Origin of the sequence: Spirillospora sp. NPDC000708 (assembly GCF_040299565.1) — a bacterium.
Classification (GTDB): domain Bacteria; phylum Actinomycetota; class Actinomycetes; order Streptosporangiales; family Streptosporangiaceae; genus Spirillospora.
In genome coordinates this window covers 62657-86379 of sequence record NZ_JBEPCJ010000042.1, presented here as the reverse complement: position 1 = coordinate 86379, position 23723 = coordinate 62657, and the positions used below count along the sequence as shown (strand labels likewise).

The window sequence follows — 23723 nt, the reverse complement described above, 5'->3', positions numbered from 1 at the left end:
TTCTTTTCATCCCACTTTTTCCCCACCCGCCGCGTTTCGCTGTGGGGGCCCGCCCCCCCCCCCCCCGCCCCGGGTCGCGCCACCCCACCACCCCCTTCCGCCAGGTACGAATCTCCCTTGCGTGAGGCGCGAAGATCGGCAACAGGTCACGAGGTCCGGCCGCCTTTCCCACCCGATAAATACCGGGAAGAATGTGACTCGAACGGCCTTGAACGGCCTCGAATGTCGTTCACACAGGGTACTATTTACGTATGCAATCAGTGACGGTCGAGGTTGAGGCCGCGTCCACCATGGAACTGGTGAACGCGCTCTCAACCATCGCCACTGAACTCGCGTCACGCGAAGCTCCCGAATCCGCTGCGGCCTGCCTTGAACTCACCGAAACCCTCGTGGCAGCGTCCGATCTGCAGGAAAGCGTCCTCGCCGGATTCATCGGCCGAGTCGACGCCTGCGGGGAGCAGGCCCGGTGGGGATATCCCTCCACCCAGGCGTGGCTGCGATCGCGGCTGGGCATGCGCGACAGCCGCGCCAAGGAGCGCCTCACCCTCGCCCGGCAGCGTCACCGCCTGCCCCAGGTTTCAGCCGCGCTCGCCTGCGGCGACCTGCCCTACGGCTACGCCGTCACGGTCGCCGACTCGGTCGCGCGCCTCGACGACACCGACTGCGCCGAGGCCGAGACAATACTCCTCGGCTTCGTCGAGCAGGGCTTCTCGGCCGGGAAGGTCGCTGCTTTCGGCCGCCGCATCCGCGACCTCATCGCCGAACGCGACGACACCGAAGACGCCCCCGACGAGGATTCTCGGCGCGGCTACGACAAGTCCTGGCTCACCACTACCCGATCCCTAGACGGCGGCCGCTACGTCAAAGGCTGGCTGAACCCCGAGGACGCCGCCATCTGGGACGGCACCCTGGCTCCGCTGGCCAAGCCGGCCGGACCAGACGACCGCCGCGACCTCTCCGAACGGACGGCGGCGGCACTGTCGAGCGTCCTCTCAGGCGGCCACAAGGCCTCCAAGGTCACCGTCATCTGCGACCTGGAGACGCTCACCGGAGGCAACGCCCCCGCCCGCCTCACCGACGGCACCCCCATCCCCGCCGCCCAAGCCCGCCGCATCGCACTGGCCGCCGGAGTCTCACCCCTCCTACTCGGACGCGGCAACACCCCGCTCTACCTGGGCCACCGGGAACGGTTCGCCTCCGCCGCGCAGCGGCAGGTGCTGGAGACGCTGTACTCCTCATGCGCGGTGCGGGGATGTGAGGTCCCCGGCACACTGTGCGAGGTCGACCACGTCCATGGGTGGGCACTCGGCAACAGCCCCACCGACATCGACCAACTCGCACTCGCCTGCGGATGGCACAACCGCTTCAAACACACCAACCCCGACCAGATCCAGATCACCAAAGATCAGGACGGGCGATACGTCTACCGGCTACTCCCACCAGCCGACGCCAGAAGATCCACAACCGGGACCGGGCCACCAGGCAGCATCGGGCCACCCGATTCGGCCCTCGGCTGGGCCGCATAACGATCATGTCCGACGCCACACCGGCACCCGGCACGCCGATGCAGCGCCGGTAGCTGTTCTACGCCCCTGGGCGCTTCCAGGGGTGGCTCCAGCGCCAGCGCGGGAACGCGGTGTCACGATCCGGGCTCGCACCGAAAGCCATCCAGCGTCCGAAGGCGGGGTCCAGACCGTCACAGCAAGGCGACGCACGCCCTCCGTGGCGCGCGGCGGGCCGTCCGGGGGTAGGCGGACGGCCCGCCGCGCCTCAGCCTCGCGGCGCGGCGGGAGACGGTTGAGGATCGCGCGGGCAGAGTTCACCGCACCGCGCGAGGCAGCGCGGGTGACCAACAGAACGGCCCCGTCCGATTCCTTGCCGTCCCGGACCGGGGTTGGGTGGACGGCCCGCCACGACTCGCCCTGTGGAAGGTGGAGACGAAATCGGGGGTCAGCGGGTCGCGTGGGCGAAGTTCACGGCGTCACGCAGAGCCGCACACGTCACCAGCAGGACGGGCCACGTCCACCACCGCCCGGCCGCATCCGCCAACTCAACGCAATCCCCGCCATTGGAGCCGCTGTGGTTGCTTTTGTGCCACGACAGCCGTGCCAGCTCGATGCAGTTGCCGCCGTTGGAGGTGCTGTAGCTGCTCTTACGCCAATGGACGCTTTGCAGAGACATGGCTCGGTCGTGGCGAGCTTCAACGAGAGGCTGGTTCCCGACGAGCTGTGGGAGTTGTTCCAGCGGGTGGCGCCACCTGCGCCGGCCCGGCCGCAGGGCGGCGGACGACGCCGGGCCGACGACCGCAACGTGCTGGCCGCGATCGTGTTCGTGGCGACCACCGGCCGCACCTGAAGGCAACTCCCGCCGATCTTCGGTGCGTCCTGGCAGACGGTGCACCGCCAATTCACCGAGTGGACCCAGGCGCGGGTATGGGCCAAGATGCACCGCATCATCCTGGACGAACTGGGCGCGGCCGGCGAACTGCGCATGCGCCATCGACTCCGTCGGCGTCCGGGCGGCCTCAGAGCCTCTAACACCGCCGGGGCAGTCCACCTTCTGAACCGGCTCACTCGAGATGCTCACTTAACTGATCGCTTTCGTGGGGCGGTCGCGGTGATCTGCACTCCCGGCCCCGACACCGCCCTGACCGTTCGTAACGCCGTGGGCGGCGGGTGCCGTACGGGCGTCTGGACCGCTGCTGGGTTTCCCTCGGCCAGGCGGCCTGGACGGTTGCCGCCGCGCTCGGCCTGGCCGGCCTCGTCCACGCCTCCCAGCCGGCCTTTTGGGCTTTGAAGATCGCCGGTACGGCTTACCTGCTCTGGCTGGGAGGGCAATCGTTGTGGAGGGCCTGGCGTGGCCAGAGGCATGGTGGGGAGCGGCAGGATGGACGGTCGCGGCTCTCGGCGGGACGGGCACTGCGCCAGGGGCTAATCAACGACCTCGCCAATCCGAAGATGGCGGCGTTCCTTATGAGCCTGCTGCCTCAGTTCGCCCCCGTGGACGGCGGGGCACTGGCCGCGATGCTCTGCCTGCTGACCTTCGTCTGGCTGGCTCTCTACAGCCTGGTTATCGACAAGGCCAAGGACGCGCTCCGGCGTTCGGCAGTTCGCCGTGTTCTTGAAGCTCTTACCGGAAGCGTCTTGGTCGGTTTCGCCGCACGGCTAGCGCTCACCCCTCGCTGATCAGCCTCGGATCGCGGGCAGATCATCCGCGGCCTATCCGCAGGTACAGAGCGTCACGCTGATGACCGTCGAGGTCCGGAGGCGGTACGGCGTTGGCGGTGCGCTACCGCTGCCCGTTGAGCAGTTCGATCTGCATTCAGCCCCAGAACGATTCGATGCCCCGTGATCGGAGTGCGGGCCGGGTGTTCGGTGATGCCGTCGCCCACAATTGGGCGGAGCATACCGACCCTGTCGGCCACCGGCTCGGTATGCTCCGCCGAGGTCATTCCTGGCTCCAGCCTGGCGCCGATGTGGTCTTGGCGGAGCCGGACGTGGAAGGTCTGACCGGAGGCTCACTTGGTTCGGTCGGCTGCAAGAGGCGATTGAGAAACTCCTCGACGGCGATCTCCGCGGTGTTCTGAGCGGCCGCTATGTCGTCGGCCAAGGCGATGACCAACGCCATCTCGTTGCCGGCGGCCAGCAGGATGTGCGCGAACGGTTCGACGAGCTGCGCCGGAACGCGTCCGGCGTCGGCGGCCTCTTGCAGGACGGCTTTGAGCATCCCCAGCCCGTACTGCTCCTCGATGGCGCGCCAGCGACGCCAGCCCAGCACGGTGGGCGCGTCGATCAGCAGGATCCGGCGCACGACCGCGTCGCCCGCGAGCCGGATCCAGGCCAGCTCCGCCGCCTTGAGCAGGCCGTGCGCCTCGGTCGCCCCGCTCGCCCGGGCGGCGGCGAGGGTGGCTTCCCCCACCTTCGCGTGGACCGCCTCCACCACCGCCTCGAACAGGCGGTCCTTGCCCCGGAAGTGGTGGTACAGCGATCCGCGGCTCACCCCGGCGCGCTCGAGGACGGCCTCGATCGAAGTGCCCTCGTAGCCCCGGTCGGCGAACAGCTCCGTGGCCACCTCGATCAGGCGCTGCCGGGTCGCCTGCCCGCGGTCAAGGCGTCGGTCCATGCGTTACCTCCGTTGACAAACCGACAGTCGGTTTATAACTTCTAGACCGACAGTCGGTTTCCTGGGTTGTCGCTGTTCACCCTACGACCACGGAGGCAGCATGTACCTGGCCGGATACGACGATCACCGGCACACCGTGCGCACCCCGTCCGGGACTCTGAGCCATGTGGAGATCGGCACCGGGCCGGCGGCGCTCTTCGTCCACGGAGTCGCCACCAACGCCTATATCTGGCACGACCTGATTCCCCTGCTCGCCGACACACGGCGCTGCATCGCCATCGACCTTCCGCTGCACGGCCAGAGCCCGGCAGCACCCGAACACCCGCTCACCGTCGGCGCGTTCGCCGACACCCTCACGGACGTCTGCGCGCACCTGTCCCTCGACCAAGTGGACCTCGTCGGCCATGACACCGGTGGCGCGATCGCCCAGGTGTTCGCCGCCCGCCACCCCGAACTGATCCGCACGCTGACGCTGACCAACTGCGAGACACAGGACAACATCCCGCCGGCCGCCATGGCGGCCACCGTCGAGGCGGCCCGCGCCGGCCGACTCGCCGCCGCGGCCCCGGACCTCGTCGCCGACCCCGCCGCCGCCCGCGCGATCTTCAGCACCGGCTACCAGGACCAGCGGTATCTGACCCCAGAGCTGGTCGATGCGTTCCTCCAGCCGGTCATGGGAACCCCGGCGGCCGCCGCGCGTTTCCAGGAACTGGTCGCCCGGCTCGGCCCGGACGACCTGCTCGCCGCCGAGCCGGCCCTGCGGGCACTGCGCGCCCCCACCTTGATCGCCTGGGCGACCGACGACGAGTTCTTCGACATGAAGTGGGCGCGCTGGCTGCACGACGCCATCCCGGGTGCCCGCGACGTCGTCGAGATCACCGGCGGAAAGCTCTTCTTCCCGCACGAACGCGCAGCCGAACTCGCGCCGCACATCCGTTGCCACTGGACCGCCGCCGACCACGCATGATCGACGGCGGCGGCGCTCCGGAAGCCGCAGTTCTGCCGGTGCTGGGGAGTGCGGCCGGTCAGCGGGGGTGCGGGCAAGGTCGTCTTCGCGGTGCTCGACCCGTCCCGAGCGAGGGATTCGTCATGTCGGCGACGGCTGCGGGAAATCGGACGATCATCTGGGCTTCGGCGGGGCGGCCGAGCATGCAGGGGTTTTTCCCTTCTCGGTGAGGATGCCCATGTGCCTTGATGGACGATGCGAGCGGCACGCTGCTGTGCTGCCGGCCGACGACGGCGCGCACACCCTGGACCGGCGGCGGCTGCTGATGGCGGCGGCGACGGGAGCGGCGCTGACCCTTGTCCCCGTCTCCTTCCCCCAGGCGCGGGCTGCGGCGGCGCCTCCCGGAGGGGAGGTCAGCCGTACCGTCACCGGGCACCTGGAGACCGGCGCCGCCGACTTCGTGTACCTGCCCGTCGAGGTGCCGAAGGGCGTGCAGAAGATCGCGGTCGAGTACTCCTACGACAGGCCGGCCGTTCCGGCGGGCACGCCCGGCAACTCGTGCGACATCGGCATCTTCGACCAGCGCGGTACGAAGCTGGGCGGGAAGGGCTTCCGCGGCTGGTCCGGGGGCTTCCGGACCTCGTTCGAGATCAGCGCCGCGGAGGCCACGCCCGGTTACCTTCCCGGCCCGATCGGGGCCGGGACCTGGAACGTCGTCCTCGGCCCGTACCAGGTCGCGCCGCAGGGCATGGACTACCAGGTCAAGATCACGCTGACGTACGGCAGGGACGGCGCGCCGTTCGCGCCGAAGTACCCGCCCGCGAGGGCGAAGGGGCGCGGGCGGGCCTGGTACCGGGGCGACGGGCACCTGCACACCGTCCACTCCGACGGCCGGCGGCTCCCGTCCGAGGTGGCGGCCGGGGCGCGGGCGGCCGGGCTCGACTTCATGGTGTCCACCGACCACAACACCTCCTCGTCCCACGGCGCCTGGGGCGAGTTCGCCGGGGACGACCTGCTCATCATCACCGGCGAGGAGGTCACCACCCGCAACGGCCACTGGCTGGCGCTCGGCCTGCCCGCCGGGGAGTGGATCGACTGGCGCTACCGCGCCCGGGACGACGGCTTCGCCCGGTTCGCCCGGCAGGTGCGCCGTTCCGGCGGCGCCGTCGTGCCCGCCCACCCGTACTGCCCCTACGTCGCCTGCCAGTGGAAGTTCGGCTACGACGAGGCCGACGCGGTCGAGGTGTGGAACGGTCCGTGGACGTATGACGACGAGTCCGCGGTCGACACCTGGGACGCCAGGCTCGGTGAGGCGGTGCGCGCGGGCAAGGGCTGGCTGCCCGCGATGGGCAACAGCGACGCGCACAGCGAACCGCAGGTCATCGGCCTGCCGCACACCGTCGTGCGCGCCGACGAGCTGAGCACCGGCGCCGTCCTGGACGGGATCCGCGCCGGGCGCAGCTGGATCGCCGAGTCATCGGCGGTGGACCTGGCGTTCACCGCGACCGCCGGAGGGCGGGAGGCGGGCATCGCGGACACGCTCACCGCGAAGGCCGACGCCCCTGTCGACGTGCGGCTGGAGGTGTCCGGGGTGCCGAACGGCACCGTCCGGTTCATCACCGACGAGGGCCAGATGCACCAGGAGTCGCTTCCGGCCTCCGGGAAGGGCACCGTGGTGTGGCGGACGACGACGTCGCTCGCGGCGTACGTGCGGGCGGAGGTCCGCCACCCGATGGCGGACGGCAGTCCCGGCAAGGGCAACACGATGGGGCCGGCCCTGGTGTGGGGTCCGATGGCCGCGCTCACCAACCCGATCTTCCTCAAGCGCGCCTGACGGCACCGGGGGTTCCGGACGGCCGGAACCCCCGGGCCGCGGTCACTTGATGAGCGGGTCGCGGGGCAGGCGGAGGATCCGCTCGGCGATCTGGTTGCGGGTGATCTCGGACGTGCCGCCCGCGATGGACATGCCGCGCGAGCCGAGCCGCATCCGTCCGGCGACCATGCCGAGGCCCTCGGAGAACACCAGGTCGGGCCCGGCGAACGCGGACAGCAGCGCGGCGGCGGCGTGGCCGTGCTCGGCGAGGACGAGCTTGGTGATGTTGCCCTCGGGGCCGGGCTCGCCGCCCGCGACGGCGCGCTCGGCGCTGCGCAGGTTGAGCAGGCGCAGCGCCTGCGCCTCGGCCTCGTGGGCGCCGACGCGCTCGGCGCCGGCCGGGACGCGGTCCGGGTGCTCGGTGCACAGTTTCACCAGGTCGGGCAGCTGGTAGGAGCCGCCGACACCGCCGCCGATGCTGACGCGCTCGTTGCCGAGCGTGGCGCGCGCGACCGTCCAGCCCTGGTTGGGGGTGCCGACGACGTCGGAGTCGGGCACGAAGACGTCGGAGAGGAACACCTCGTTGAACTCCGAGTCGCCGGTGATCTGGCGGAGCGGGCGGACCTCGACGCCAGGGTGCTCCATGTCGATCACCATCATGGTGACGCCGGCGTGCTTGGGGGCGTCGGGGTCGGTGCGGACGGTCGCGAAGCCCCAGCGGCAGTAGTGGGCGCCGCTCGTCCACACCTTCTGGCCGTTGACGATCCAGCCGCCGTCGGTCTTCACGGCGCGGGTCCGCACCGACGCGGCGTCCGACCCGGCCTCGGGCTCGCTGAACAGCTGGCACCAGATCTCCTCGCCGAGCAGCGCGGGCCGCACCCAGCGGTCGATCTGCTCCGGGGAGCCGTGCTGGATGATGGTGAGGATGTTCCAGCTGGTGATGCCGTACTGCGGGCGCTTCACGCCGGCGGCCTTGAACTCCTCGTCGATGACGAGCTGGAGCCCGGCCGGGGCCTCCAGACCCCACGGCTTCGGCCAGTGCGGCTGGACGTAGCCGGTCTCGATCAGCCGGCGGCGCTGCTCGTCGCGGGGCAGCGCGGCGATCTCGCGGGCCAGCCCGCGGACCTCGGCGCGCTTGGCCTCCGCCTCCGGCGGCAGGTCGAGGGTGGTGGCGCGGACGACGCCGGCGGCGAGCAGCCGGGTGACGTCGCGGGCGGCGGCCTCCGGGTCGACGACGGCCTCGATGGCGGCGGCGCGGCGCATCAGCAGGTGCGCGTCGTGCTCCCAGGTGAAGCCGATGCCGCCGTGCACCTGGATGTTCAGCCCGGAGTCGTCGAGGAACGCCGGGACGGCGAGCGTCGCGGCGATCGCGGCGGCCAGCTCGAACTGGTCGGACGGCCCGGACGCGGCGCGCGCCGCGTCCCACACGGCGGCGGTGCCCAGCTCGGCGGCCACCAGCATGTTCGCGCAGTGGTGCTTCACGGCTTGGAACGTGCCGATCGTGCGGCCGAACTGCTGCCGGACCTTCGCGTACTCGGTGGCCGACTCGACGCACTCCAGCGCGCCGCCGACGGCCTCGGCGGAGTAGAGGGCGCGGGCGATCGCGGTGGCGTGGGCGGCGGCGCCCCCGACGACCTCCACGGACGCCCCGTCGAGCCGGACGCGGGCGGCGCGGCGGGACGGGTCGAGGTTCGCGGGCACCTCGACCGTCACGCCTTCCGCGTCCGGCCGGACGATCACCACGTCGTCGCCGGCGGTCAGCAGCAGCAAGCCGGCGAGGCCGCCGCCGAGCACCACGGCCTCGCCGGACGCGGTGCCGCCGTCCACGGTCACCGAGCCGTCCAGGCCGAGGGCGGCCGGGACCTCGCCGGACGCGAGGTCCGGCAGCAGCCGCGCGCGCTGCTCGTCGCTCCCGCGCGCGGCGATCACCGCCGACGCGGCCATGGTCGGGACGAGCGGCCCCGGGGCGACGGCGCGGCCGATCTCCTCCGCGACGACCACGAGCTCCGGGAGCCCGTACCCGCCGCCGCCGTGCTCCTCCGGCAGGTGCAGGCCGAGGAGCCCGAGACCGGCGAACTCCTTCCAGAACGCCGGGAGCGTCTCCTCGCCGGCCTCCAGCAGCGCGCGGTTCGCGGCGCGCGCGTCATGGTCGCGCAGGAAAGCGCGCGCCGTCCGCGCCAGTTCGCGATGCTCCTCGCCGATGGCGATCGCCATGGATCCTCCCAGGGTGTTCCGCGCCGGCGGCGCATGTCGGGTGGTGTGCCGCTCAGCTAATAATTGCTCGCTTACACCCCGTCCTGTCCACCGGCCCCCCGCGGACGCTCCTGGAGCACCCACGCGTTGCCGTCCGGGTCGGCGAAGAACGCCATGGTGCTCCACGGCTCCGTCCCCGGCCCCTTGACCTGCACGCCGTTGTCGAAGTGCACGACGTCGCCGACCGGCACGCCCCGTCCGGCCAGCTCCTTGTGCGCCGCGACGACGTCGGAGACGACCAGGGTCAGCCCGCTGAGGCTCCCCGGCGCGCCACCGGTGACCAGGTGGATCGAGCACCCGGAACCGGGCGGGGTGAGCTGGACGATCCGCATCCCGCCGGGGACGGTCCGGTCGAGGTCGACCGCGAAACCGACCTGCTCGCCGTAGAACGCCTTGGCCCGGTCCACGTCGGAGACGGGCACCGGCACGACTTCCAGTTTCCATTCCATGACGGTGATGACGTACGGCGGCGCCGGAAATCATCGCCCCCTCCGGTTCAGTCCGCGGCGGACTCGTCCTCCGGCGGGAGCACGTACGCCGCCGGGACCACGATCGCGAGCATCGCCAGCGGGATGAGCACCGCCCCGGCCCCTTCTCCGTTGGACGTGAACCCGGTGGCCACCGCACCGGCCAGGAAGGACGCGAGGACGAGCGCCTGCAGGACATGTCCGAGGCGGCTCTGGCGCCGCAGCCGGGCGCCATGCAGGCGGGCGCTCAGATCGACGACGAGCGACGTCATGGTGCCCGTGATGAAGACGGTCGTCACGCCGGACACCCCCAGCCGCGTCACCGCCCCGGCCTGGAGGCCCATCGCCACGCCGGCGAGCGCGATGAAGCCGAACCTCGGCGCGCCGTGCGCCGGTCCGCCGAGCGCCGCCCACCAGCCGAACCACGCGGCCAGCGGCACCAGCTCGATCGCCAGGCAGGACGCGAGGAGCCGCCGCCCGGACGGCAGGAGCCCGCTCGCGAACGCGCCGAGGACGAAGGCGCCGAGCGCGCAGAGCGACCGCAGCGCGGCGCCGGCCTTGCCGGTGGCGATGCCGATGCCGAGCAGCGCGGTGTTCCCCGTCATGTTCCCGGTGAAGACGTGCCCGAGCCCGAGGTAGCTCACGACGTCGGTGGCGGCGGCGACCACGGCCAGGCCGGGGAGGATGACGGCCCGCCTAGGCGTGGGAAATGCCATGCAGCCGCACTACCCGGGCGCCGCCGCGCCATTCGAAGGCGGGCGCGCGCGGCGGAAGGGCTGGTCGGGCGGCCGGTCGGGGCGGACGGTCAGTCGTCCTGTCCCCCGCGGCCCGCCTTCCCGCCGGAGCCGTCGCCGTCGTTTTCGCCTTCCGGCGGCCGCTCGCGCTCGTCGCCCCCCACGCGCTCGTCCTCCCCGGCGCGCTCGTCGCCCCCGGCGCGCTCGTCGTCTCCGGCGGGCCGGTCAGGCCGGTCGTCTCCGGGGGGCTTGTCGCCTCCGGGCGGTTCGGTGGCGGCGGCGACGTCGGGAGGCAGTTCCTCGGGCGGGTCACGCAGGGCGGGCCAGGCCCGGTACACGACCGCCGCGACCGGCACCGCGACGGCCGCGCCGGGGATGCCGCCGACGATCCCGCCGACGCTGATCGCCAGGATGATGGCGAGCGGGTGGAGCCGGACGAGCCGTCCGACCAGCAGCGGCTGCAGCAGGTGGCTCTCGGCCTGGTGCTCGATGATCAGCACGCCGAGGAAGATCAGCGCGATGAGGCCGCCCTTGGCGGCGAACGCGACGGCGACCGCGAGCGCGCCGCCGACCAGGATCCCGACGATCGGGATGAAGCTCCCCAGGAAGATCACCACGGCGAGCGGCGCGACCAGCGGGACGCCGAGGACGGCCAGCACGACCGCCAGCACGACGGCGTGGATCGCGGCGACCATGACGGTGCCGTGCACGTACTGCGACAGCGTCTCCCAGGCGGCGCGGCCGGCCCGGTCGATGCGGGGGCGGTAGCGGCCGGTCCCGCCGATCGTCCAGTCCCAGATCCGGGCGCCGTCCTTGAGCAGGAAGAACGTGATGAACAGCATCAGCACGAGGGCGGCGAGCACCTCGAGGGTGACCGCGCCCGCCTGCACCGCGGTGTTCGCGAGCTTGCCGCGCCGCTTCTCCAGGTAGTTGATGCCCTGGTCGATGGAGTTCTGGATCTGGGAGTGCTTGACGTGCAGCGGGCCGGTCTCCAGCCAGTGCTGCAGGGAGCGGGCGGTGGCCTGCACCTCGGTGGCGAGCTTGGGGAACTCCTGGTTCGCCTGGATCCCGACGAACGTGCCGATCCCGCCGAGCACCGCGAGGGCGATCAGCATGGTGATCCAGGTGGCGGCGAGGGACGGCAGCCCGGCCCGTTCGAGGCGGGCGGTGAGCGGGCGCAGCAGCGCGCACAGGAACAGCGCGATCGCGCACGGCAGGAAGACGATCTTCAGCGTGCCGATGATCCACACCAGGCCGTAGCCGACCGCGCCGATGGCGATCAGCCGCCAGGACCACGCCGCGGCCGCTCTGAGCAGGGGCGGTGCCGGCGGCGATGCCGACGCCGCGGACCTGCGGTGTCGTTCGTCGTTCATCCGCGCCCCTCCGCCGGGACGCCGGTCTTCTCCCCCACTCCGGAAACTCTATGCGTCCGGCGCGGCTCAGATGCCGCGCCGGAAGCCCCGGATCGCGAGCGCGGCCGCGGCGGCGCCGACGGCCGTGCTGACCGCGAGGGCGGTGACCGCGTCGGCGAGCGCCGGGCCGCCGAGCGCGAGGGCGCGCGCCGCCCGGATCCCGTAGGTGGCGGGGTTGGCGGCGACGACCGCGCGCAGCCAGCCCGGCAGCGCGCTCGCCGGGACGAACGCCTCGGAGGCGAAGATCAGCGGGAACGTCGCCAGGCCCGCGACGCTCTGCACCAGCTCGGTGTTGCGGATCCAGCAGGCGATGGCGATGAAGATCCAGCCGAGGCAGCAGCCGACGGCGAGCGCGAGCGCCGCCGCGCCGAGCGCGCCGAGCGGCCCGCCGGCCGGGCGGAACCCCAGCAGCGCCGCCGCGAGGACGAGCAGCAGCAGTTGCTGGAGCGCGCAGCGGACGGTGTCGGCGGCGCTGCGCGCGAGCAGCACCGCCCCGGGCCAGATCGGCATCGACCGGAACCGGGCGATGATCCCGTTGCGCATCTCCTGGGTGAGCCCGACCGCGGTGTTCAGCGCCGCCTGCATCGCCGACGTCACCATGATCGCCGGGACGAGGAAGTCGACGTAGCGGACGCCGGGCGGGAAGCCGGGCGCCCGCGCGACGCTGCCGAACAGCTGGCTGAACGTGCCGAGCATCAGCAGCGGCCCCAGCATGCTCGCGACGACGAGCCGGGGGTCGAGGACGAGCGCGCGCAGCGACCGCCCGGTGAGGACCCGCAGCTGCGTCCAGATCCCGGCGTCCTGCGGGGGCGCCGTGCGGGCGGTGTCCCGGGCGGGCGCGCCGACCGTCACGACGCGTCCCCCGCCGCCGCGTCCCCCGCCGCCGTGTCCCCCGCCGCCGTGTCCCCCGCCGCCGTGTCCCCCGCCGCCGTGTCCCCCGCCGCCGCGTCCGTGCGGCGGGGGCCGGTCAGCGACAGGTACACGTCGTCGAGGGTCGGCGCCGTCACGGCCAGCTCGTAGTCGCCCGCGACCTCGGCGTCCAGCGTCCGCGCGACGACCGCGAGATCGCGGGGGCCCGCCAGCGGGACGGCGAGGACGTCGCGGCGAGGGTCGTACTCGGGGCCGAGCCCCTCCAGTCGGAGCGCGCGGGCGGCGGCCCGCGCGGCGTCCCGCCCGGAGAACCGCGCGGTGGCGGTGCGCCCGCCGACGCGGGCCTTCAGGTCGGCGGGCGCGCCGGCCGCGACGACCCGGCCGTCGGCGAGCACGGTGATGGTGTCGGCGAGCCGGTCCGCCTCGTCGAGGTACTGGGTGGTGAGCACGACGGTCGTCCCGTCCCGGACGAGGTCCTCGACGATCGCCCAGGTCGCGAGGCGGGCGGCCGGGTCCAGGCCGGTGGTGGGCTCGTCGAGGAACAGCACCTCGGGGCGGCCCGTCAGGCTGGCCGCGAGGTCGAGGCGGCGCCGCATCCCGCCGGAGTAGCCGCGCACCGGCCGGTCGGCCGCGCCGGTCAGGTCGAACGTCTCCAGCAGCTCGGCGGCGCGGCGGAGCGCGGCGCGCCGCCCCGTCCCGCGCAGCCGCGCGACCAGCACCAGGTTGTCGCGGCCGGAGATCTGCTCGTCGACGGCCGCGAACTGCCCGGTCAGCGCGATCCTGCGGCGCACCTCGCGGGGCTGCCGGACGACGTCGTACCCGGCGACGCGGGCGGTCCCGGCGGCCGGCCGGCACAGCGTGGCGAGCACGTTGACCAGCGTGGTCTTCCCGGCGCCGTTGTGGCCGAGCAGCCCGAGCACCGAGCCGGGCCGCGCGGCGACCGTCACCCCGTCCAGCGCCTGGACCGGCCCGAACCACTTGCTGACGCCCGCGGCCTCGATCGCGTGATCCGCCGCACGGTCGGACACCGGGTCAGCCCGCGTTCCGGGCCGGGGCGACCAGCCGCTTCATCAGCGCCGCGACGATCCGGTCGTACCAGCGGGTGAAGGCCCACGCGCCGACCGCCCCGGCGGCGACCGCGGCCGCCGCCCCCACCGGCCGGCCGACCGGGACGGGCGCGCCCGCGACGGCGCCGGGCAGCGCGGCGGCGAGCAGCAGCAGGTTCCGGACGATCATCGCCTGACCCATCACCGAGCCCTTCGACCCGAAGCAGCGGCATTCGGCGAAGACGCCGCCGCGGACGGCGCGCACCACGATGCCGATGAACAGGACGAGCAGGGCGGACGCCAGCGCGAACCCGGCGCGGGCCGCGGCCGGCAGCGCCAGCAGCACGACCGCGGTCCCCTCGCCCGCGACGACCAGCGCGCCCGCCGGGACCGCGACCCGCTCCGGCAGGATCGCGAGTTGCCGGATCGACCCGGTGAACCCGCGGAACCGCGACGCGCTGCGCGCCTTCCCGACGAACGCGGCGGCGAACACGGTGAGGATCAGCGCCCGGCAGGCGAGCAGGAGCAGGTCCGTCATCGGTCCGCCTGCGCGCTGCCGGGCGCCGCGACCACCATCGTCTTGGCGAACGCCAGCACCTCGGCGCGCTCGCCGACCGGCGCCCCGCCGGCCTCCACCCAGGCGTGGGCGCGGAACGGCTCCAGCCGGACGCCCGTGCACCAGTCCGGCCACGTCCCGCTCGCGCGGCACAGCAGCACCGTCGCGAGGGACCGCTGCAGGCAGCCCTGCCCGGCGCATTGGACGCTCACCGTCACCACCGCCTGCCGCGCCGCGAGCGCTTCCTCCCCCGACGCGGGACGCGCGCCCCGCCGTAGGAAGGCGAGGACGCGGCGCAGTCGGCGCGGCGGCAGCGCCGCGATCAGCCGGGCGGCGCCCACCGCGGCGCGGGCCCCGGCCCGCCGCCGCCGCGTCAGCGGGACGGACGGCTCCAGCGCGACCGGCATCGTCACGGCGCCATCACCTCGGCGTCGCGGAGCGTCCGGACGAACGCGGCGACGTCGGCGGTGACCCGCTCCGCCGCGTCCGGGTGCCGGGCCCGCAGCTCGCGGACGGCGTCGTCGACGGTCCCGCCGTCCAGCAGCAGCCGGATCACGGTGGTGCCGGTCGCGTTCAGCGCCCAGTAGCGGCCGGTGCGCTCGTCCAGCAGTACCGTGCCGTGCTCGGTCTCGGTCATCGTCACGTGGGGCGACAGCGACGCCCCGGGAGTCACGGGCATCTCGGGCCTCCGGTTGATGGGTGCGGGACGCGGTCGCGCTCGACGGCGCGCAGCCACGTCTCGCAGGCGAACGTGCTGATCAGCGGCATCAGGGTCAGGGACGAGGGCGGCGGCGCCTCCAGCACGGCGCGCAGCGCGGCGGGGTCGACGAGCCCGAGCCGCGCGAGGCGCATGTCGTCGCCGCACAGGCCGAGGAGGTCGGCGCGGTGCCGTCGCAGGCTGTCGTAGGCGTCCGCGCTGTACTCGGATTTCGTCGCCCGCCCGAGGATCCGGGCCGGGACGGTGCCGGCCATCGCGGCGGAAAGGGCGGGCTTGTAGCGGTCGGGCATCGTCGTGTCCCGCAGGCGGACGGCGAGCGCGGCCTCGATCACCCGGTCGTCGACGAACGGCGCGTGCCAGGCCACGCCCTCCCGGGAGGTGAGCCGGTCGACGCGGCGGATCGTGTCGCCGCAGAGCCGGGCGTCCTGCAGGGCGGCGTGCTGCCCGCGCAGCGGCGCGAGCGGTTCGACGCCGGACGCGCCGACCCGCCGGAACAGGGTCCGCGCCGCGCCGGCGGCGTCGGCGGTCGCCCAGGGCGGCAGCCGGTAGGCGATCCCCCAGCCGAACGCGGGCGCGCCGCCGACCTCGCGGACCGGGTCGGTGAGCGTGTCCGCCGACGCGGCGAGCCATCCGCCGAACGTGTCGCGGTTCAGCAGCGCCCGCACCGAGGGCAGCAGCCGCCACCGGTACATCGCCCGGTACGCGCGCAGGTGCCGGACGGCGCCGCCGCCCCGCGTCCGTGCGAGCGTGTGCAGGTTGAGCGGGTTGCCGAGGAACAGCTCGTCGCCGCCGTGCCCGGTCAGGTGGGAGGCGGAGCCGGCGGCGGCGACGCGGCGGGCCTGGTGGACGAGCCGGGCCCGGGTCCGGATCCAGGCGAAGGGCCCCTCGACGTCCGGGTCCGGGCCGGGTTCGGCGATCCCGTCGAACCAGGTGGGGGCGGTGTCGCGGGCCAGCACCAGGTGCTCGGCGGACGGCAGGTCCTCGGCGGCGAGCCGCGCCCAGTGCCGGTCCTCGTCGGCGCGGTCGGCGGCCTCCCAGCGGGTCGTGACGAGCCGGTCCGCCTCGCCTGCGGCGAGGAAGCACAGGCTGGTGGAGTCCATCCCGCCGGACAGGTCCGCGCTGATCGTCTTGACGCCCCGCGCGCGCACGGCGACCGCGTCGCGCAGCGCCCGCCTGACGCGGCGCGCACCGTCGGCGAGCGGCAGGTGCGGCTCCGGCGGCGTCCACCACCGGACCGGGCGGCCCCGGCCGTCGGGGCCGATCTCGAGGTAGCAGCCGGCGGGGACGGCCTCGATGCCCGTCCACAGCGGCGTCTCGCCGATCGGCCACGGCGGCCACGGCGCGACGAGCCTGGCCGCGAGCAGCTCCTCGTCCACCCGGTGGTCGCCCGGCAGGGACATCGGCGCGGCCGCGGCGACGGTCACCCCACCGAGCGAGGTGTGGAACACCTGCCGCGCGGCCGACACGGCGCCCTGCACCCGGACGCGCCCGTCGATGGACGCGACGAGGTGGAAGCACCCGGCGAGCCGCCCGCACAGCGCGTCCAGTTCCCGCACCGAGCGGACGCGGGCGAGGACGCGTTCCAGCTCGTCCGGCGTGGTGTCGGCGGGCCCGAACAGCACGACGCGGTCGCGCCCGCACGTGGCGGACACGACGCTCTCCCTCTCCCAGCGTCCGACGATCCAGGGGCGGCCCGACGCGTGCTCGAACCGCGAAGCGGCCGGGCCCGCCATCGCGGCGGCCTCGGGCGTGTCCGGAAGGACGCGGAACTCCACCATTCCCAATTCCCTTTCACCGGGCGCGCCGGCGCCGGGGCGAACCGGCGCCGGCACTTCCGTTCCGAGCCGACGGGCCGCGCGGGACGTCAGCAGAGCATGACGCACGACCAGTCGTTCTCGAATCCCCAGCTCGGCCGGCCGAGGGTCAGCTCGGCGAAGCCGCCGACCTCCATCAGGGAGGGCGGCTCGTAAGCCGCCGCCTTCTGCTGCATGAAAAACACCCTCCTTGCGAACCGGTGCGGCCCCGGATGGGCCTTCCCGTTGCGCTACCACATTAGGAGGAAGGTCATTTCACTTACCTTGCAGTTGCCTCTCAGCGGAGCCGGGCGGTATTGAGATCGCCTGTTCCCGGCGCGAATATCGGCAGGACGGCAGAACCGATCGAAGGAGCCGGCGATGACGATCCTCTCCATCCTCGACACCGCGCCCGTGTGGCAGGGCTCGTCGCCGTCGCGGGCGCTGCGGGAGACCCTGCGGACGGCGCCCGAGGCCGAGCGGATGGGATACCACCGGTACTGGGTCGCCGAGCACCACAACGCCCCGTTCATCGCCAGCTGCGCGCCGCCGGTGCTCGTCGCGCTGCTCGCGGCCGCCACGTCCCGGATGCGGGTCGGCTCCGGCGGCGTGATGCTGCCGAACCATCCGCCGCTGGTCGTCGCCGAGCAGTTCGGGACGCTGGCGACGCTGCACCCGGACCGCGTCGACCTCGGCGTCGGCCGGTCCCCCGGCACGGACATGAGCACGGCGAAGGCGCTGCGCCGGGTCAGCAGCCCGCCCGGGTCGGAGGCGTACCGGGAGCAGGTCCGCGAGCTGGTCGCGCTGCTGTCGCCGCGGCCCGGGGACCCGGTCGTCGCGGTCCCGGCGGCGGGCGGCGCGCCGGACGTGTGGCTGCTCGGGTCGAGCGTCGAGAACGGCCGGTTCGCCGGGGAGCTCGGGCTGCCGTTCGCGTTCGCGCACCACATCCGCCCGCAGAACGCCGAGCCCGCGCTCCGCGCCTACCGCGACGCCTTCCGGCCGTCGGCCGCGTTCCCGGAACCGCGGACGCTGCTCGCGGCGTCGGTCATCGTCGCCGATTCCGCCGAGCGCGCGGAATGGCTCGCCGGGCCGTCCAAGGTGATCGTTGCACAGTCCTTGAGGGGCGTCCGGAACGGACCGAACGTCACCCCCGAGGAAGCCGCGAAAGTCCATTGGACGGCGGAGGAGGACGCTGTTCTCCGCGAGCGCATGGCACATCATGTGGTCGGTGATCCGGAAACCGTCCGGGAACGCCTCGGCGAACTGCTCACCGGAACGGGCGCCGACGAACTCATGGTGCTGACGCTCGTCCACGATCTCGACGAGCGGCTGCGCTCCTACGAACTGCTCGCCAAGGCGATGTCCGCCGGAAACCCGTGAGGGTCCCCTGGAAATCCCCGGCGGTTCAGAGCGAAAGGACCGAATGGTCGTCGCGCAGAATCGCCATCTGGAGGCGGCGGAGTTCGAGGTCGGGGTCGACGCCGAACTCGGTGCGCAGCTGCGAGCTGACCTTCCGGTACGCCGCCAGCGCCTCCACGCGGCGGCCCGACCGGGTCAGCGCCAGCATCAGCTGCCACCAGAACCGCTCCCGGAACGGGTACCGGTCGGTCAGCGCGCGCAGCTCCCCGACCATCCCGTCGTGCTCCCCGAGCGCCAGCCCGACCTCGCACCGCCACTCCACCGCCCGCAGGTACTCCTCGGTCAGCCGCGGCACCTCGGTCTGCTGCAGGGCGTCGGACCGGACGTTCGCCAGGACGGGCCCGCGCCACAGCGCCAGCGCCTCCCGCAGCCGCGCCGACTGGGCCGCGAGGTCGCGCCGCTCCCCCGCGGCGGCGGCCTCGCGCATCAGCGCGCGGAAGCACAGCAGGTCCAGCCCGCCGGGCCCGAGCTCCAGGACGTAGCCGCCGGAGGAGGTGGCGAGCAGCCCGGCCGAACCGGGCGCGTGCCGGTCGAGCCACTGCCGCAGCCGGGACACGCAGGAGTACAGCGCGCCGCGCGGCCGGTCCGGCAGCCGGTCGCCCCACAGGTGGTCCAGGAGCTGCTCCAGCTGGACGACCTGCCCGGCGTTCAGCGCCAGCACGGCGAGCAGCACCCGCTGCCCGCCCTTCGGCAGCTCCACCCGCCGGCCGTCCACGGCCGCCTCCAGCGGCCCGAGTACCTTGAGACCGACCCCGTTCATGTGGTTCCCCCCTGCGTCGGTGCGGCTGCTTCGGCAGTACGGCTCAGTTTGCGCAGAGTCGGGTCGCCTGTCATGACGGTCGTTCGGCGGTCATGGCACGGTCATGGCCCCCGCGCCGCCAGGGCCGCACGGCGTCACCGGCGGGCCAATCAAAACTCTCTATGACGGGACGGCTCCGCTCAGTAAGATCGAGGGGTTATCGCTCCCCGCACCGTCCCGCCCGTGCCCGCACGCCTTCGCCCCGCCTCGCCCCGTCCGCCCCCACCGACGCACGCTCCCCGCCCTGAACGAAGGTCTGACCCGCTCCCCGATGGCTCCCACCCGCCGAGTCACCGTCGCCGTCGTCGACGACCACGACGTGGTGCTGTCCGGCGTCCGCGCCTGGATCGACGGCGACCCGCGCCCCATCGAGATCGTGGACACCGCCACCAGCATCGACGGGCTCGACCCGCGCCTCGCCGCCGACGTGCTGGTCATCGACCCGCGGACGGCCGGCGAGCCGGCGTTCGAGCTGATCGCCCGGCTCGCCGCGGCCGGGCACCGCATCGTCGTCTTCTCCCAGCAGGCCGGGGCCGACCTCGCCCGCCGGGCCGAGCTGGCGGGCGCCCGCGCGTTCGTCCGCAAGGAGTCCGCCGAGGGCCAGCGCCGGCTGGTCGAGGCCATCCTCGCCGTCGCCGACGACGCGACCGGCGACCCGACCGGCGGTGCCCCCGGCGACCCGACCGGCGACGCCGCCGGCGGTGCCCCCGGCGACCCGACGGGCGACGCCGCCGGCGGTGCGTCCACGCCCCGCGAGGCGAGCCCGTGCCGTCCGCGGTTCTCCGAGCAGGAGCTGCGGACGATGCGGCTGTGGCTCGGCGGCCTCACCCGCGCGGCCGTCGCCCGCAAGATGGGCATCAGCGAGCACACGGTCAAGCAGTACCTCGCGCGCGCCCGGGAGAAGTACGCCAGGGCCGGCCGCGACGCCTCCAACCGCATCGCGCTGTACCGCGAGGCCCGCCGCGACGGCCTGCTCGACGACTAGAACGGCCAGAGCTGCCGGAACGGCCGGAACGCCCGGTCCGGTCACCCGCTGGAGTCGTCCCAGCCGACCTCGTGACCATCGTTCCTGGAGAGGGGAGGCTAGTGGATACTGTCGTCTGAGTCACGTGTTTGAACAAGGTTCGACTGAGCGCGGTGGCCGCTGACCGGTGCTCACGATTCAGACGGAGTCGCTGGAGCCGATGAGCAGCAAGCCGACCTACATCGACTACGCGGACGAGGTGGACCCCGACCCCGATCCCGCGCCGCCGCGACGGCGCGGCCGGCGGGTCCTGAAGTGGGTCGCGATCGTCACCGCCGTGCTGGTCGTCGCGGCCGGAGCCACCGGCTACGGGTTCTACTGGCAGCTCCAGCACAACATCGACCACGAGGACACCGACAAGCTGATCGGCGGGAACCGGCCGCCGAAGCTGAACAACGCGCTGAACATCCTGATGCTCGGCACCGACAGCCGCGCCGGCGCCAACGCCAAGTACGGGCGGCGCATGAAGGACGACCCGCCGCGCTCGGACACGATGATCCTGCTGCACCTGTCCCCGGGCGGGAAGCAGGCGACGGGCATCAGCTTCCCGCGCGACCTGATGGTGCCGATCCCGGCGTGCCGGCGCGCGGACGGCACCGCCTCGCCCGCCGTGACCATCGGGATGATCAACAGCTCGTTCACCAACGGCGGGGCGTCCTGCACGGTCAAGACGATCGAGGACCTCACCCACATCAAGATCGATCACTTCATGCAGGTCGACTTCACCAGCTTCAAGAGCGTGACCGAGGCGGTCGGCGGCGTCGAGGTCTGCCTGCCGCAGGACGTGAACGACAAGGACTCCAAGCTCCACCTGACCAAGGGCAAGCACACCATCAAGGGCGAGACGGCGCTGGCCTACGTCCGCGACCGGCACGGCCTCGGCGACGAGTCCGACCTGCAGCGGATCAAGCGGCAGCAGCAGTTCATGGGGTCGCTGGCGAACAAGGTGCTGAGCGCCGGGACGCTGACCGACCCGAAGAAGGTGTACGACCTGGCCGAGGCCGGCACGAAGTCGCTGACCACCGACAAGGGCCTGGACCTCGGCACGATGGTGAAGATCGCGCGGAGCATGCACGGGCTGACCGCCGGCAAGCTCGACTTCGTCACCGTGCCCGTCACGGCCTACGCGCCCGACCCGAACCGGGTGGCGCTCAGCCAGCCGGCCGCCGGGCAGTTCTTCACCGCGATCCGCCAGGACCAGTCCGTCGAGGCCGCCGCGAAGAAGACCACCGGGCCGGTGCAGGTGCGGCTGTACAACGCGACCGGCCGCGCGAGCACGGCGGCGACCGTCGCGAAGCAGCTCAAGGCGCAGGGCTTCGTGATCGTCGGGACGGACACCATGAAGACCCGGCCGACGACCGGCGTGTACTACGCGCAGGGCTCGCAGGCGCAGGCCGCCGCGCTCGCCGCGGTGATCCCGGGCGCGAAGAAGGCGCTGTACCCGAAGGCCGGCCCGGGGGTCGTGAACCTGGTGCTCGGCACCTCGTTCACCGCGGTGAAGGCGAAGAAGAAGGCGGGCATCCCGACCCTGGAGGGCGAGATCCACGCCGACGGCGACATCTGCGCGACGAGCACGGCGGGGACCTGATCACCCGCCCGGCAGGGTGATGCGGAAGGTCGACCGGCCCACCAGCCTCGCCGTGCCGCCGTGCGCCGCGGCGACGGCCTGGACGATGGCGAGGCCGAGGCCGGTGCCCCCGGCCGCGCGGGACCGGCCGTGGTCGGCCCGCACGAACCGCTGGAAGATCTCCTCGCGGGCCTCCGCCGGGACGCCCGGCCCGTCGTCCTCCACGTCCAGCACGACGGCCGGCGGCAGCGGCTGGGAGAGCCGGACCGTGACGTGCGTGCCGGGCGGGGTGTGCGTGCGGGCGTTGGCGAGCAGGTTGGCCAGCAGCTGGTGCAGCCGGCGGGCGTCCCCGGTGATCGTGACGGGCTCCTCCGGCAGCACCATCTCCCACCGGTGGTCCGGCCCGGCGGCGCGGGCGTCGCTCGTCGCGTCCAGGACGAGCCGGGTCAGGTCGACCGGCTCGGACTCCAGCGGGCGGCCCGCGTCCAGCCGGGCGAGGAGCAGCAGGTCGTCGACCAGGTCGGTCATCCGGACGGACTCGGCCTCGATCCTGCCGAGCGCGTGCCGGACGTCCGGTGGGACGCCCTCGCGGGTGCGCAGCGCCAGCTCGGCGTGGCCGCGGATCGCGGCGACCGGGGTGCGCAGCTCGTGGCTGGCGTCGGCGGCGAACCGGCGCAGCCGCTCCTCGCTCGCGTGCCGGCGCGCGAGCGCGTTCTCGACGTGCCCGAGCATCCGGTTGAGCGCGGCGCCGACCTGCCCGACCTCGGTGCGCGGGTCGGTGTCGGGCACGCGCTCGGGCATCGCGACCTCGCCGCTGGCCAGCGGCAGCTCGGTGACGCGGGACGCGGTCGCCGCGACGCGGCGCAGCGGCCGCAGCGTGAGCCGCACCCACGCCGCCGCGGCGATCCCGGCCGCGATCAGCACGGCGCCGAACACGGTGAGCTCCACCAGTTCCAGCCGGTGCACGGTGTCCTCGACTGGCCGCAGCGGCAGCCCGCTGACCAGCACGTCCCCGTCGTCGCCCCGGTGGGCGCTCACCCGGTAGTCGCCGAGCGACGACAGCTCGACGTCGTGCCCGCGGCCGTCGGCCGGCAGCGCCGCCAGGGCGCGCACGTCCGTGGCGGTGGCCGGCACCGCCTCGACCGCCTGGCCGCGGACGACGGCGGCCCGTGTGACCCGCCCCTCGAACAGGCGGGCCCCGAACGTGCCGGACGCCTGGCCGCGCGAGTCGGGGCGGTTGTCGGCGTCGGGGTGGTGCTCGTGCTCCAGGCTGGCCGGGAAGCGCACCCCGACCGCCGTGAGCTGCTGATCGATCCGGCTCACCAGGAAGCGCTGCAGCGCCGTGGTGGTGGCGATGCCGACCGCGAGGCAGCTGAGCGCCAGCAGGACGACGAGCCCCGCCGTCAGCCGGGCCCGGAGGGTCCGGACGTGCGGCAGCCTCACGGGGCCTCCGACGGCTTCAGCACGTACCCGACGCCCCGGACGGTGTGGATCATCGGCGCCCGGCCCGCGTCGATCTTCTTGCGCAGGTAGCTGATGTACAGCTCGACGACGTGCGCCTGGCCGCCGAAGTCGTAGTCCCACACGCGGTCGAGGATCTGCGCCTTCGACAGCACCCGGCGCGGGTTGCGCATCAGGAACCGCAGCAGCTCGAACTCCGTCGGGGTCAGCTCGACGATCTCGCCGTCCCGGGTGACCTCGCGGGCCTCCTCGTCCATCGCGAGGCCGCCGACCGTCAGCAGGCCCGCCGTCCCGGCCTGCCGGGTCATCCCGGCGCGGCGCAGCAGCCCGCGCAGCCGGGCGAGGACCTCCTCCAGGCTGAACGGCTTGGTGACGTAGTCGTCGCCGCCCGCGGTGATCCCGGCGATGCGGTCCTCGACGGCGTCCCGCGCGGTCAGGAACAGCACGCAGACGTCGGGGGCGTCGGCGCGCAGCCGCCGCAGCACCTCCAGGCCGCCGATGTCGGGCAGCATCACGTCCAGCACGACGGCGTCCGGGCGGAAGTCGCGGGCCGCGGCGAGGGCGCCCGCGCCGTCCCCGGCGGTGCGGACCGCCCAGCCCTCGGACGCCAGCACGCGCGACAGCACCTCGGCCAGATCGGGCTCGTCGTCGACGACCAGGACGCGGACGGGCGTGCCGTCGGCGCGGCGCAGTCCGGCGCCGGCGGGTTCGGGAGTGCTCATG

23 protein-coding genes and 1 pseudogene are annotated in these 23723 nt (G+C 73.5%); 8 read left to right on the top strand and 16 right to left on the bottom strand.

The features are described 5' to 3' along the window. Positions 1-389: 389 nt before the first annotated feature. On the top strand, positions 390-1526 hold the full coding sequence (locus ABT299_RS27680) for an HNH endonuclease signature motif containing protein (RefSeq protein WP_500252495.1): 1137 nt from the start codon (positions 390-392) through the stop codon (positions 1524-1526). 424 nt (positions 1527-1950) lie between these two features. Here ABT299_RS27680 and ABT299_RS27675 read toward each other — a convergent pair whose 3' ends face one another. Further along, positions 1951-2181, bottom strand: coding sequence for a DUF397 domain-containing protein (locus tag ABT299_RS27675; protein ID WP_500252494.1), 231 nt, complete (start codon positions 2179-2181; stop codon positions 1951-1953). Between ABT299_RS27675 and ABT299_RS27670 the strand changes: the two are divergent. Then, positions 2161-2521: pseudogene (locus tag ABT299_RS27670) on the top strand (transposase); the annotation flags it as partial. The gene ABT299_RS27675 and the pseudogene ABT299_RS27670 overlap by 21 nt on opposite strands. Before the next feature lie 154 nt (positions 2522-2675). Continuing rightward, positions 2676-3185 (top strand): LysE family translocator, encoded by a 510-nt coding sequence (locus ABT299_RS27665; protein WP_500252493.1) that lies wholly within the window; start codon positions 2676-2678, stop codon positions 3183-3185. 262 nt (positions 3186-3447) lie between these two features. Here the strand turns inward: ABT299_RS27665 and ABT299_RS27660 are convergent, their stop codons facing one another. Beyond that, on the bottom strand, positions 3448-4122 hold the full coding sequence (locus ABT299_RS27660) for a TetR family C-terminal domain-containing protein (protein WP_387027765.1): 675 nt from the start codon (positions 4120-4122) through the stop codon (positions 3448-3450). A gap of 100 nt (positions 4123-4222) precedes the next feature. Between ABT299_RS27660 and ABT299_RS27655 the strand changes: the two genes are divergently transcribed. After that, positions 4223-5089 (top strand): alpha/beta fold hydrolase, encoded by an 867-nt coding sequence (locus tag ABT299_RS27655; RefSeq protein ID WP_500252492.1) that lies wholly within the window; start codon positions 4223-4225, stop codon positions 5087-5089. Between the two features lie 217 nt (positions 5090-5306). Continuing rightward, a complete protein-coding gene (locus ABT299_RS27650; RefSeq protein WP_500252491.1) occupies positions 5307-6902 on the top strand; it encodes a CehA/McbA family metallohydrolase in 1596 nt (531 codons plus the stop codon). A gap of 42 nt (positions 6903-6944) precedes the next feature. On the opposite strand, the gene ABT299_RS27645 is transcribed toward ABT299_RS27650, so the two are convergent. The 11 genes from ABT299_RS27645 to ABT299_RS27595 all read right to left on the bottom strand — a co-directional run bounded on the left by ABT299_RS27645 (position 6945) and on the right by ABT299_RS27595 (position 16927). Then, positions 6945-9095 carry an acyl-CoA dehydrogenase family protein gene (locus ABT299_RS27645; RefSeq protein WP_500252490.1) on the bottom strand — a complete coding sequence of 717 codons (2151 nt, stop codon included), beginning with the start codon at positions 9093-9095 and terminating at the stop codon, positions 6945-6947. 71 nt (positions 9096-9166) lie between these two features. Continuing rightward, complete coding sequence (locus ABT299_RS27640) at positions 9167-9583, bottom strand: VOC family protein (RefSeq protein ID WP_190854760.1); 417 nt, start codon at positions 9581-9583, stop codon at positions 9167-9169. 47 nt (positions 9584-9630) lie between these two features. Beyond that, positions 9631-10317 carry a YoaK family protein gene (locus tag ABT299_RS27635; protein ID WP_500252489.1) on the bottom strand — a complete coding sequence of 229 codons (687 nt, stop codon included), beginning with the start codon at positions 10315-10317 and terminating at the stop codon, positions 9631-9633. Between the two features lie 89 nt (positions 10318-10406). Next, positions 10407-11708 carry an AI-2E family transporter gene (locus ABT299_RS27630; protein WP_500252488.1) on the bottom strand — a complete coding sequence of 434 codons (1302 nt, stop codon included), beginning with the start codon at positions 11706-11708 and terminating at the stop codon, positions 10407-10409. A gap of 66 nt (positions 11709-11774) precedes the next feature. Further along, on the bottom strand, positions 11775-12599 hold the full coding sequence (locus ABT299_RS27625; protein WP_500252487.1) for an ABC transporter permease: 825 nt from the start codon (positions 12597-12599) through the stop codon (positions 11775-11777). After that, positions 12596-13645 (bottom strand): ATP-binding cassette domain-containing protein, encoded by a 1050-nt coding sequence (locus tag ABT299_RS27620; RefSeq protein ID WP_500252486.1) that lies wholly within the window; start codon positions 13643-13645, stop codon positions 12596-12598. Before ABT299_RS27620 ends, ABT299_RS27625 begins: the two co-directional genes overlap by 4 nt. A gap of 4 nt (positions 13646-13649) precedes the next feature. Continuing rightward, on the bottom strand, positions 13650-14201 hold the full coding sequence (locus tag ABT299_RS27615; protein ID WP_500252485.1) for a MauE/DoxX family redox-associated membrane protein: 552 nt from the start codon (positions 14199-14201) through the stop codon (positions 13650-13652). Beyond that, the gene (locus tag ABT299_RS27610) at positions 14198-14626 is read right to left on the bottom strand and encodes a lasso peptide biosynthesis B2 protein (RefSeq protein WP_387027779.1); all 429 of its coding nucleotides are present in this window, start codon (positions 14624-14626) and stop codon (positions 14198-14200) included. Before ABT299_RS27610 ends, ABT299_RS27615 begins: the two co-directional genes overlap by 4 nt. Positions 14627-14628: 2 nt before the next feature. Beyond that, positions 14629-14898 (bottom strand): lasso peptide biosynthesis PqqD family chaperone, encoded by a 270-nt coding sequence (locus tag ABT299_RS27605; protein ID WP_190854771.1) that lies wholly within the window; start codon positions 14896-14898, stop codon positions 14629-14631. Beyond that, on the bottom strand, positions 14889-16715 hold the full coding sequence (locus ABT299_RS27600; RefSeq protein ID WP_190854773.1) for an asparagine synthase-related protein: 1827 nt from the start codon (positions 16713-16715) through the stop codon (positions 14889-14891). Before ABT299_RS27600 ends, ABT299_RS27605 begins: the two co-directional genes overlap by 10 nt. Positions 16716-16801: 86 nt before the next feature. After that, a complete protein-coding gene (locus ABT299_RS27595; protein WP_190854782.1) occupies positions 16802-16927 on the bottom strand; it encodes a lasso RiPP family leader peptide-containing protein in 126 nt (41 codons plus the stop codon). A 184-nt stretch (positions 16928-17111) separates the two neighbouring features. Between ABT299_RS27595 and ABT299_RS27590 the strand changes: the two genes are divergently transcribed. After that, positions 17112-18110 carry an LLM class flavin-dependent oxidoreductase gene (locus ABT299_RS27590; protein WP_500252484.1) on the top strand — a complete coding sequence of 333 codons (999 nt, stop codon included), beginning with the start codon at positions 17112-17114 and terminating at the stop codon, positions 18108-18110. 25 nt (positions 18111-18135) lie between these two features. Here the strand turns inward: ABT299_RS27590 and ABT299_RS27585 are convergent, their stop codons facing one another. Continuing rightward, positions 18136-18909, bottom strand: coding sequence for an AfsR/SARP family transcriptional regulator (locus ABT299_RS27585; protein ID WP_190854786.1), 774 nt, complete (start codon positions 18907-18909; stop codon positions 18136-18138). Positions 18910-19219: 310 nt separating this feature from the next. On the opposite strand from ABT299_RS27585, the gene ABT299_RS27580 reads away from it, so the two are divergent. Both ABT299_RS27580 and ABT299_RS27575 read left to right on the top strand, forming a co-directional pair. Beyond that, positions 19220-19933 carry a response regulator transcription factor gene (locus ABT299_RS27580; protein ID WP_500252483.1) on the top strand — a complete coding sequence of 238 codons (714 nt, stop codon included), beginning with the start codon at positions 19220-19222 and terminating at the stop codon, positions 19931-19933. Between the two features lie 199 nt (positions 19934-20132). Continuing rightward, a complete protein-coding gene (locus tag ABT299_RS27575; RefSeq protein WP_500252482.1) occupies positions 20133-21560 on the top strand; it encodes an LCP family protein in 1428 nt (475 codons plus the stop codon). Here the strand turns inward: ABT299_RS27575 and ABT299_RS27570 are convergent, their stop codons facing one another. Together ABT299_RS27570 and ABT299_RS27565 are read right to left on the bottom strand one after the other, a co-directional pair. Continuing rightward, entirely contained in the window at positions 21561-22982 is a 1422-nt protein-coding gene (locus ABT299_RS27570) for a sensor histidine kinase (RefSeq protein ID WP_500252481.1), read from the bottom strand. It abuts the gene before it with no gap. Further along, positions 22979-23722 (bottom strand): response regulator transcription factor, encoded by a 744-nt coding sequence (locus ABT299_RS27565; protein WP_190854795.1) that lies wholly within the window; start codon positions 23720-23722, stop codon positions 22979-22981. The genes ABT299_RS27570 and ABT299_RS27565 overlap by 4 nt, the downstream gene beginning before the upstream one ends. Position 23723: the final 1 nt, after the last annotated feature.